The sequence below is a fragment of the Lysinibacillus sp. NPDC059133 genome (assembly GCF_042755925.1).
In the GTDB taxonomy this organism is placed as follows: Bacteria; Bacillota; Bacilli; order Bacillales_A; family Planococcaceae; genus Lysinibacillus.
This window is the reverse complement of record NZ_JBHZDH010000058.1, coordinates 23,692-34,603: the sequence shown is the minus strand read 5'-3', so window position 1 is coordinate 34,603 and position 10,912 is coordinate 23,692. Positions and strand designations below refer to the sequence as shown.

Sequence of the window (10,912 nt, the reverse complement as noted above, 5' to 3'; positions counted from 1 at the left end):
TAGTTGAACGTTTCAACGAAATCTTAACTTCTAACGGTGCAGAAGTCATCGAATCAAAAGAGTGGGGCAAACGCCGCTTAGCTTATGAAATTCAAGACTTCCGCGAAGGTTTCTACCAAATCGTGAAAGTAAACGCTACTTCAGAAGCAATTAACGAATACACACGTCTTGCTAACATTAGCGAAGATATCATTCGTCACATTGCGGTTCGCCAAGAAGCATAATTATTTAACAAAATGCTGAAAAAAGGAGGTTGCATTTCTGATGATAAACCGTGTCGTATTAGTTGGAAGACTAACAAAAGATCCTGAGCTACGCTATACGCCTAATGGTGTTGCGTCTACAAGATTTACAGTTGCTGTAAATCGAACATTCTCAAACCAACAAGGTGACCGCGAAGCTGATTTCATTAGCTGTGTTGCTTGGCGCAAACAGGCCGAAAACCTAGCGAACTTCATGCGAAAAGGAAGTTTAATTGGAGTGGAAGGTCGCATTCAAACAGGCAGTTACGAAGGACAAGATGGTAAGCGAGTATACACAACAGATGTAGTGGCCGATAGCGTACAGTTTTTAGAACCTCGTAATGGTGGTGGTGCTCCTGTATCTCCTCAATACGGTGGTGGACAGACTTACGGTAATAACCAACCGTCATATGGCGGTGGTCAACCACAACAACAGTTTGGTGGTGCTATGCCAGGGCAGGGTTCATTTGGCGGCGATGCTTATCAGCAAAATCAACCACCTGTGAATCAGCCGAATTATACACGTGTAGATGAGGATCCATTTGCTAATAGCAAAGGACCGATAGAAGTATCTGAGGATGACTTACCGTTCTAATACTTCTAAAATAAAAAATGATAAGGAGGAGACACACTATGGCACCACGTCGCGGAGGCCGCAAACGCCGTAAAGTTTGCTACTTCACTTCAAACAATATTACGCACATCGACTACAAAGATGTAGATTTATTAAAAAAATTCATCTCTGAGCGCGGTAAAATTTTACCACGTCGCGTAACTGGCACAAGTGCAAAGTACCAACGTAAATTAACTTCAGCTATCAAAGTATCTCGTATCATGGGATTACTTCCATTCGTAGCAGAAGATAAATAAGATATAAATAAAGGCACAACAAGGTTTAATCGCTTTGATTGTGCTTTTTTTATTTGTGAAAATGGAGTTGCCAATCTTGTTTAGCATGTGAATAATCATATAGGGTAGGGAAATCGAGAATGAATATCCCGATTCTGGTAATATCGTTTATTTTATAGCACATCACCAAAAGATGAGGATGGTTAAAATGCATGTCATGTTGATCTCAGTAATTGCTCTATATATTACCATTTGCTATTATCACAAGAATTTATTACACTCTTAGTAGACATGAATAAAGAAAAGATGAAATTTTAGAGATTGAGAAACAATCGACTAAGTACCATTTTTTAAAACAAAACGGCTTATAATCATTTCGATTAAAAGCCTTTTTTCATGTATTAGTAACTGTCGTAAGTTGCTTTTTTATTGTTGGAAAAATTTGAGAAACACATATATATAATCAATGAATGAATTTGTTATGCCTTTTCGGTAAAAAATCTCCTATATAGCTATGTATTTTATGCTTTAGTCATTGGTTCTACAAAATTAATGACAAAGCATACAGTTGTTCTTAGCGTTTTTTGTTCAATAACCTGAAAAAATGGTACAATAAAGGTCAGTAAGTTTGACTAAAAAAAGGAAGGTTTTCAATGCCGAATAATCAAACAAAGGCGCTTGTACAAGGCTCAATGATGGTCGCAATCTTTACGATTCTAATGCTTATTTCTGCATATGTACCATTCATTTTTATAGTAGGTCTACTATTTGCCCCACTACCGATTGCTTGGTATAGCGCAAATTACAAGCGTTCTTCATCAATACTCGTAGCAGTAGTAGGATGTATCTTAACCACTTTAACGAGTGGCATAACTATGTTACCATTTGCCTTTATTTTGGCATTAGTTGGTATCGTTATAGGAAGCGCAATAAATCAAAAGAAGAGCAAACTTTACCTATTCATGTCGTCTGGGGTTGCTGTTCTTCTGTCAATGGCAATTGTCTATGTAGCCTATGTTCAATTTGCTGGTATCAATATCATTGCCATGAGCACAGATCTTTTACGCGAAAATTATGAGCAATCAAATGAACTTACAAAAACTGTGACGGGTCAAGTAATGTTTCAGCAAGAACAAATTGACGCTATGTTAAAAACAATTGAGCTGACAATACCTGCAACAGTAACAATCTCTGCATTTATGGCAGCATTTATTATCATAGCGGTAAATTTACCTGTATTAAAACGTCTTGGTTTAGACGTACCAAAATTTGCACCGTTCCAAAATATGCGTCTACCACGATCTATTTTATGGTATTACATGATTGTTTTATGCATTAATTTATTTATGCGTCCAGAATTTGGATCTACATTAGAGATTATTGTTTTAAATGTTTCTTCTATCTTATGGATGTTATTAATCCTGCAGGGGATTTCCTTTATACATTACTTTATTTCTAAGAAGGAAATGCCCAATGTTGTCAAATGGATAGCAACTTTGATAGCCTTGCCACTATCATCCATTATAATATTGCTAGGCATCGTAGATTTAGGTTTCGACTTACGTTCACTTGTGAAGGGGAAAACTAAAGAATAAGGGGCTGATGTAATGGGGACTTTTAGAAAACGACCAATTCGCTATCCGCTTTTTGTTCTTTCCATTTTTGGCATTGTGACGTTCGTGCTTCTATGTATTTGGAATATCGGGATAGGTATCGGTTACGGAGTAGGTTTTGTTCTATTAATGGCCTATACGTGGAAGGTAGAAAAGATTACCTTTGAGGAAACAGAAAAGCATATTGAATCCATCTCTTTTCGCATGAAAAAAGTTGGGGAAGAGGCATTGCTTGAAATGCCAATTGGGATTTTGCTTGTCAATGATCAATATGAAATAGAATGGTCGAATCCATATATGCAAGGTGTTTTAAATATGGAGAATTTAGTAGGTGAAGGAATCGTTAATATATCTGACGACATTTACGTGCTAATGAAGAGCGAAGAGACAAACGAAGATACGATTACGCTCCGTGATCGTAAGTACCGAGTTTATTATAAAAAAGAAGAGAATTTACTATATTTCTTTGATATCACTGAGCAGATAGCTATTGAAAAACAATACTATGCTGATAGTACAGTGATTGCGATTTTATTTGTTGATAATTATGACGAAATTACACAAGCAATGGACGACCAGCCACGTAGTATAACGAATACGATGGTGACATCAATTGTTAATGATTGGGCGGCTGAGCAAGGGATATTTGTGAAACGAATTTCATCCGATCGTTTTTTAGCTGTATTAAACGAATCTATTTTAGTGGAGCTTGAAAAGAAAAAATTTGCTATTTTAGATACAATTCGAGAAAAAACAGCGCAAAAAAATACGTCATTAACATTAAGTATTGGCGTTGGCGCAGGATCATCTTCATTAATAGAGCTTGGTGAACTAGCACAATCAAGTTTAGATCTTGTTTTAGGCCGTGGTGGTGATCAGGTTGCCATCAAGCAACCTACAGGAAAGCTAAAATTTTATGGCGGGAAAACTAACCCGGTTGAGAAACGAACACGCGTGAGAGCACGTGTAATTTCCCATGCACTACGTGATTTAATTCAGGATAGTGATCAAGTGTTTGTTATGGGACATAAAAACCCTGATATGGACTCTATTGGTGCCTCTGTTGGTGTACGTAAAATGGCACAAATGAATGATGTGAAGGGCTATGTGATCGTAAATTTTGAAGAATTAAACGGAAGTGTAACACGTTTAATGAATGAAATAGAGAGTAAATCGGATTTCTATGAGAATTTCCTAACGCCAGATGAAGCTGCGGCAAGAATGACAGAAAAATCATTGCTCGTAATTGTCGATACACATAAACCTAATTTAGTCATCGATGCACACCTATTGAAGCTGGCTGAAAAAGTTGTGGTCATTGATCATCATCGTCGAAGTGAAGATTTTATAGAAAATCCAACGCTTGTTTATATGGAGCCATATGCATCATCTACAGCAGAGCTTATAACAGAGTTACTCGAGTATCAACCAAAACGTGCAAAGATTAATATGTTAGAGGCTACGGCATTGCTGGCGGGAATTATTGTCGATACGAAGAGTTTTACACTGCGTACGGGAGCCCGTACGTTTGAAGCGGCTTCTTATTTAAGGACAAATGGTGCGGATACAGTGCTAGTACAGCGGTTATTAAAAGAAAATGTAGATACGTATATTGAGCGTTCTAAAATAGTGCAGACTGTTAAGTTCGTGAAGCCGGGTATTGCAATTGCTGTAGGTGAGGAAGCGAAAGTGTATGATTCTGTACTAATTGCGCAAACAGCAGACATTTTACTAACAATGAAGGATGTTGGTGCTTCCTTTGTCATTGCGCATCGTTCAGATGGCAAAATCGGCATAAGTGCAAGATCACTTGGCGAAGTAAACGTACAGCTTGTTATGGAGAAGCTAGGCGGCGGCGGGCATTTAACTAATGCAGCTTGCCAAGTCGAATCAAATTCCATTGCTGGAGTAAAAAAATATTTAGAAGAGGCCATAAATGAGGTACTCGAAGGGAGTTCTGAATCATGAAAGTAGTATTTTTAAAAGATGTTAAAGGAAAAGGGAAAAAAGGGGAAATAAAAAATGTAGCAGACGGCTATGCACAAAACTTCTTAATTAAAAATGGTTTTGCTGCTGAAGCAAATGCACAAGCATTAAGTCAATTAGAAGGTCAAAAGAATTTAGAAGCTAAAAATGCTGCTGCCGAATTAGCTGAAGCGGAAGCATTAAAAGAAAAATTAGAAGCTTTAACGGTAGAACTAAAAGCAAAATCAGGTGAAGGTGGTCGCCTATTTGGTTCAGTATCTTCAAAGCAAGTTGCCGATGCACTTCAAAAAAAGCATGGCATAAAAATTGATAAACGTAAAATGACTTTAAGTGATGGAATTCGTGCGCTAGGCTTTACAAATGTACCTGTAAAACTACACCATGAAGTATCTGCCGCATTAAAAGTTCATGTAACGGAAGAATAAGGGGCGACAATCCATGAACGAACCGATGATGGATCGCGTTCCACCGCATAACCGGGAAGCGGAGCAATCGGTTATCGGTGCGATTTTCCTCGATCCTCAATCGTTAATCACTGCATCTGAAATTTTACTAGCAGATGATTTTTATCATAATGCACATAAGCAAATTTTCGAAACGATGCTACGTTTAAGTGATCAAGGGAAAGCGATAGATGTTGTCACAGTTACTGAAGAATTATCAGCTAAAAAAGAAATTGAGGATGTTGGCGGGCTATCGTATTTACTAGAGCTCGCCAATGCTGTCCCTACAGCTGCTAACGTCGCACACTATGCGAAAATTGTCGAAGAAAAGGCCCTATTACGTCGTTTAATTCGTGTAGCTACTAAAATAGTAGAAGATGGCTATACTCGTGAAGATGAGGTAGAGGCATTACTTGGTGAAGCAGAGAAGAAAATGATGGAGGTAGCCAGTCGTAAAAATGCGGGTGACTTTAAGCATGTTAAAGACGTATTGGTGGAAACCTTTGATAACATTGAGAAGCTTCAATCACAAAAAGGTGATGTTACAGGTATTCCGACAGGCTTCCGTGACTTAGACCATATAACAGCTGGCTTCCAGCGTAACGATTTAATTATTGTTGCGGCACGTCCATCTGTAGGGAAAACAGCCTTTGCATTGAATGTCGCACAAAGTGTTGCCGTTCAAGCGCGGGAAAATGTTGCGATCTTCTCCTTAGAGATGGGTGCTGAGCAGCTAGTTATGCGTATGCTTTGTGCAGAGGGAAATATAGATGCACAAGTTTTACGTACTGGTGCTTTAACAACAGAAGATTGGGGTAAACTAACTATGGCAATGGGGAGTTTATCAAATTCAGGAATTTTTATTGATGATACACCGGGTGTACGTATCAATGAAATTCGCGCAAAATGTCGACGTTTAGCACAAGAGCATGGCCTCGGTATGATTTTGATTGACTATTTACAACTTATTCAAGGTAGTGGTAAAGCAGGGGAGAACCGTCAGCAAGAGGTATCTGAGATTTCACGTTCTTTAAAACATTTAGCGCGTGAATTAAAGGTTCCAGTCATTGCATTATCACAGCTATCTCGTGGCGTTGAGCAACGTCAAGATAAACGACCAATGATGAGTGACTTACGTGAATCGGGAAGTATTGAGCAAGATGCTGATATTGTTGCCTTCTTATATCGTGATGATTATTACGATAAGGAGTCCGAGAGTAAAAATATGATTGAAATTATTATTGCTAAACAGCGTAACGGTCCAACAGGTACAGTTACTCTTGCCTTTAAAAAAGAATTCAATAAATTCATTAATGTGGATTGGTCGCAAATGCCGCCACCACCACCACGTGATTAAATAGTTATCTTCATTCATAAGGAAAACTCCCTTTTTTAGGGGAATTCAACGTTAGAGATTACGCCAAAACGGAATTAATCTGAATGTTAGATAATATTCATACCATTCTGTTATTAAACACGAACGTTGAATCATATTATTTGATTTTACGTTCGTGTTTTTAAGTATTTTTGTTGACTAGGCGTTTCTATCATTGTTACAATAATTAACGGCTTAAAAATTGAGATACAAATCGTATCTAACGGAGGTGCTGACTATGACATCAGTTGTAGTTGTAGGAACACAGTGGGGAGACGAAGGAAAAGGTAAAATTACGGATTTCCTTTCACAAAAAGCCGATGCAATCGCTCGTTTTGCAGGCGGTGATAATGCAGGTCATACTATTAAATTTGATGGCGAAACTTATAAATTACATTTAATTCCATCAGGTATTTTCTATAAAGAAAAAACTTCAGTAATCGGAAATGGTCTGGTTGTTAATCCAAAGTCATTAGTGACTGAGCTTAGAGGCTTACAAGAGCGTGGTGTGGATACAGATAATTTACGAATTTCTAACCGTGCGCATGTTATTTTGCCATATCATATAAAGCAAGATATCGCTGATGAGGAAAGCCGTGGCGATAATAAAATTGGTACGACTTGTAAAGGGATTGGACCATGTTATCAGGATAAAGTAGCACGTATCGGTATCCGTATGGCTGATTTACTAGACAAAGATGTATTTGAAGAAAAGCTACGTCAAAATTTAGCAATTAAGAATAAATTATTTGAGAAATTTTACGAAGTTGAAGGTGTAACATTCGAAGAAATTTTCGAGGAATATTACAACTATGGACAAGAAATCGCAAAATATGTAACAGACTCATCGAAAATCTTAAATGATGTACTAGATGAAGGCGGCAAAGTGTTATTTGAAGGAGCACAAGGTATTTTACTTGATGTCGATCAAGGTACGTACCCATTTGTAACATCTTCAAATCCTGTTGCCGGCGGAGTAGCAATCGGTGCTGGTGTTGGTCCATCACGAGTTACAAGTGTTATTGGTGTATCGAAAGCCTATACATCTCGCGTTGGTGATGGTCCGTTCCCAACTGAACTATTTGATGAAGTGGGTCAACAAATTCGTGAAGTTGGTCGTGAATACGGTACAACAACTGGCCGTCCACGTCGTGTAGGCTGGTTTGATACGGTAGTTGTACGCCATTCACGTCGAGTAAGTGGTATTACGCATCTTGCGCTTAATTCAATTGATGTTTTATCTGGCTTAGAAACAGTGAAAATTTGTACTGCGTATAAATATAAAGATGAAACAATTACTGAGTATCCAGCAAATCTTCATATTATTGAACAATGTGAACCAATTTATGAAGAGCTTCCAGGCTGGTCGGAAGATGTTACAGGCTGCAAAACATTAGAAGAGCTACCTGAGAATGCACGACGCTATGTAGAACGCGTGAGTGAATTAACTGGTATTGAAATTGCTACTTTCTCTGTTGGTCCTGCACGTGAACAAACGAACGTTTTAGTGGACGTTTGGGAAGCATAATTAATTTAAAATAACAAAAGGGCGTACCATATGTGGTACGTCCTTTTTTATATCTAATCTTTTTGCGTTGGCTGAATTTGAGGCAAGAGATGACTTATTACCAGTTAATGGAGTATATTTTATATATTCAAAAGTGAACGTTTTGGCTACTACTATAATCAAAGAGAATAGACGTATAACAGTGACGCTATTTTTCAATTGGTATAGCTACACACAAATGTTACTGCCGAATCGCTTATGCAAGAAATAAATCTGTTGCTTCGTTACACTTCGCACAAAAGATATCTGGTATGAACGTTATATTTTCGTATATTATCACTATAAAATAGAGTAATATGCTTGAAGATACATGCTAGTGAATTGGTTGATTGGAGTGGAGACTGAGCGACTCCTCGGGGATCAGCGTCACAGATGAGACCCTGGAGCGAGCAAATAGGGGAACGAAGGCTAAAACCATCACGTCCTGTGATAACGCCTTCGTGACCAACATCGTGTTGGCCCAAGCGGCTCATCGGACGCCCCCAGGAAGCTTTGCTCTGTGCGAAAGCGAAGCGGCAGCAACAAATGTTTTATCTGTGCGAAAGCGAAGCGGCAGCAACAAAGCGCTCAGTCGGAACGGAAATCGACCCCTCGTTTTGCCGAAGAGCCATACTTAATTTTATTGGTGAAATAGTATTTCAACAACCATAAAAGGACGTACCATATACGGTACGACCTTTTTGTCATTAGTGAATATCTCTCTTCTTGAAGCGACCACCTTTAACTTCTGCAATATTACCAATTGCTAGGAATGCATGATCATCAATTTCAGCAACGATTGATTTAAGCTTCGATTCTTCTAATCGAGTAATGATGGTAAAAATAACTTTTTTATCGTTACCCGTATAAGCCCCCTCACCGTGAAGGAAGGTTACACCTCGACCAAGTCGGTCCATAATGGTCTGCCCAATTTCATCAATTTCATCACTAATGATATAAACAGATTTAGATTCCTCCATTCCTTGAATGACGATGTCAATCATTTTATAGGCAATATAGTATGCCAGGATAGAGTACATGGCTTGTTCCCATGTGAACACAAATCCCGCTACCGTAAAGATGAGTAAATTGAAGAACATAATAATTTCACCAACGGAGAACGGTGTTTTTCTATTAAATAAAATAGCTAAAATTTCTGTTCCATCTAACGAACCACCGTAACGAATGACGATGCCGACACCAATACCTAAAATCATGCCTCCAAAAACTGTGGCCAATAGCGTATCCTGAGTAAACGGGTTTAGATTATGTAAGAAAAGTGTTGTTAATGAGAGTACTGTAATTCCGAGTCCTGATGAAAGTGCGAAAGTTTTACCAATTTGTTTATAGCCTAAAAAGATAAAAGGTAGGTTTAAAATGAAGATGAAAATACCAAGAGGTAAATTTAATAAATGAGAAGTGATAATGGAAACGCCTACGATTCCACCATCCATAATGTTGTTTGGTACTAAAAATAGCTCCAGCCCCAGTGCCATAATGACTGCACCTAATGACACCATAATGGTCCTAAGTATAAGTTTACGAACAATCTTCTTACTTTGGGGCTTTTTTACTTTAGGGGTTATTCCAGAGGTTTGTGAATCATTCAAATTAATCGCTCCAATCTAGTATATCTCTGTTCTATTTTATCGGAATATTAAAAAAGTAAAAAGCAATAAGTCTAAAATCATACTAAAAACAAATGAAATACTACGTTTTTCTCCAACATTACAAATTTATTGAAAGAATTTAACCAATTGCTTTGGAGTGGATCCACAGCAGACATCCTCTGAAAATACCCGACTGGAGCAAAAATCCACGTCTGAAATTATTTTTATTAATAGCTACAAAAATAGGGATTATGTAACAATTAGTAGAGAAATAATACATTTCCATTACAAAAAGATGAAAACAATCTTATCGTATTTTCTTTATGGTACAGTATATTAGTGCAAAAACCATTGTGGGTAATTAATACTACAATAGGCTGAAATTGGGATTGCCTTTGTTGTTGAGTTCGTCTTGGTCAAGAAAAGAAAAAAACAGTAGATTCGCTTTTACGGACACCTATCTTCAATTAAAGTGACAGTAGGACAAGAAGTAGGAAAAGGTTCTGTTATAGGTATTATGGGCTCTACTGGAAATTCAACAGGTACACATCTACACTTTGAAGTTAAAAAATGGTTCGTTAAAAAATCCATTAACATATGTAGGGCGTTAATCAGTTCGAATAGAAGACAGTCCAAAATAGGGCTGTCTTTTTGTATATGCTGTATATAAATCTATGTTATTTCCCAAGAAATATTTGTCGAAATATAGTTCGAGACAATATCGTAAAATGTCTTAGGATTTAGAATAATGCATAGAAGCTAAAAGCATGGTAGAGTTAGAGTAGTGACTTTAACTAATTTCAGCAAATGTTTTATGTAACGAAAGTGAAACGACAGTTACAAGTGTTTTGGTAGCGAAAGCGAAGCGTCAGCTACAAATGTTTTATGTAACGAAAGTGAAACGGCAGTTACAAGTGTTTTGGAACGAAAGCGAAGCGGCAGTTACAAAAGTCTCCCACCTCTAAAGGTAGGGAGTTGAATGCGAATTGAAGTTATTTTTCAGTGGGTGTCTGCTGAAATAAAGGAACTCAGTCTAAGAACGCCACGTCCTGTGGTAACGACTGAGTGACCAACATCACGTTGGCCCAAAACCTCTGGCGGATGTCACGGATTCGGAAAGGAGTGCTTAAAGGATGTTAGCCTAAAATCATCGCATCCATGCGATAACGGCTAACTGACCTGCATCGGTAAAAACGCCACGTCCTGTGGCATTACCGAAATGACCGACATCGTGTCGGCCCTCGTGCA

General features: G+C 38.0%; 9 protein-coding genes and 1 pseudogene. 9 read left to right on the top strand and 1 reads right to left on the bottom strand.

All coding sequences use genetic code 11. The features are described from left to right. From rpsF to ACFXN8_RS22305, 8 genes are all read left to right on the top strand, one after another. Positions 1-224: 30S ribosomal protein S6 (gene rpsF, locus ACFXN8_RS22340; RefSeq protein WP_386847697.1), on the top strand; the 224-nt coding region annotated here is incomplete at its 5' end. Between the two features lie 40 nt (positions 225-264). Beyond that, on the top strand, positions 265-837 hold the full coding sequence (ssb, locus tag ACFXN8_RS22335; RefSeq protein WP_386847696.1) for a single-stranded DNA-binding protein: 573 nt from the start codon (positions 265-267) through the stop codon (positions 835-837). A gap of 38 nt (positions 838-875) precedes the next feature. Then, positions 876-1,112 carry a 30S ribosomal protein S18 gene (gene rpsR, locus ACFXN8_RS22330; protein WP_004233359.1) on the top strand — a complete coding sequence of 79 codons (237 nt, stop codon included), beginning with the start codon at positions 876-878 and terminating at the stop codon, positions 1,110-1,112. Between the two features lie 632 nt (positions 1,113-1,744). Then, positions 1,745-2,686 carry a YybS family protein gene (locus ACFXN8_RS22325; protein ID WP_376076103.1) on the top strand — a complete coding sequence of 314 codons (942 nt, stop codon included), beginning with the start codon at positions 1,745-1,747 and terminating at the stop codon, positions 2,684-2,686. A 12-nt stretch (positions 2,687-2,698) separates the two neighbouring features. Next, entirely contained in the window at positions 2,699-4,672 is a 1,974-nt protein-coding gene (locus ACFXN8_RS22320; protein ID WP_386847695.1) for a DHH family phosphoesterase, read from the top strand. Beyond that, positions 4,669-5,115: a 50S ribosomal protein L9 gene (rplI, locus tag ACFXN8_RS22315; protein WP_386847694.1), complete on the top strand. Its 447-nt coding sequence runs from the start codon at positions 4,669-4,671 to the stop codon at positions 5,113-5,115. The genes ACFXN8_RS22320 and rplI overlap by 4 nt, the downstream gene beginning before the upstream one ends. 13 nt (positions 5,116-5,128) lie before the next feature. Continuing rightward, a complete protein-coding gene (gene dnaB / locus ACFXN8_RS22310; RefSeq protein WP_370043985.1) occupies positions 5,129-6,490 on the top strand; it encodes a replicative DNA helicase in 1,362 nt (453 codons plus the stop codon). A 256-nt stretch (positions 6,491-6,746) separates the two neighbouring features. Further along, entirely contained in the window at positions 6,747-8,036 is a 1,290-nt protein-coding gene (locus ACFXN8_RS22305; protein ID WP_376076109.1) for an adenylosuccinate synthase, read from the top strand. 725 nt (positions 8,037-8,761) lie between these two features. Here ACFXN8_RS22305 and ACFXN8_RS22300 read toward each other — a convergent pair. Beyond that, positions 8,762-9,574, bottom strand: coding sequence for a YitT family protein (locus tag ACFXN8_RS22300; RefSeq protein ID WP_376076172.1), 813 nt, complete (start codon positions 9,572-9,574; stop codon positions 8,762-8,764). Between the two features lie 538 nt (positions 9,575-10,112). On the opposite strand from ACFXN8_RS22300, the pseudogene ACFXN8_RS22295 reads away from it, so the two are divergent. After that, positions 10,113-10,275, top strand: a pseudogene (locus ACFXN8_RS22295) (M23 family metallopeptidase); the annotation flags it as partial. Between the last annotated feature and the right edge of the window lie 637 nt (positions 10,276-10,912).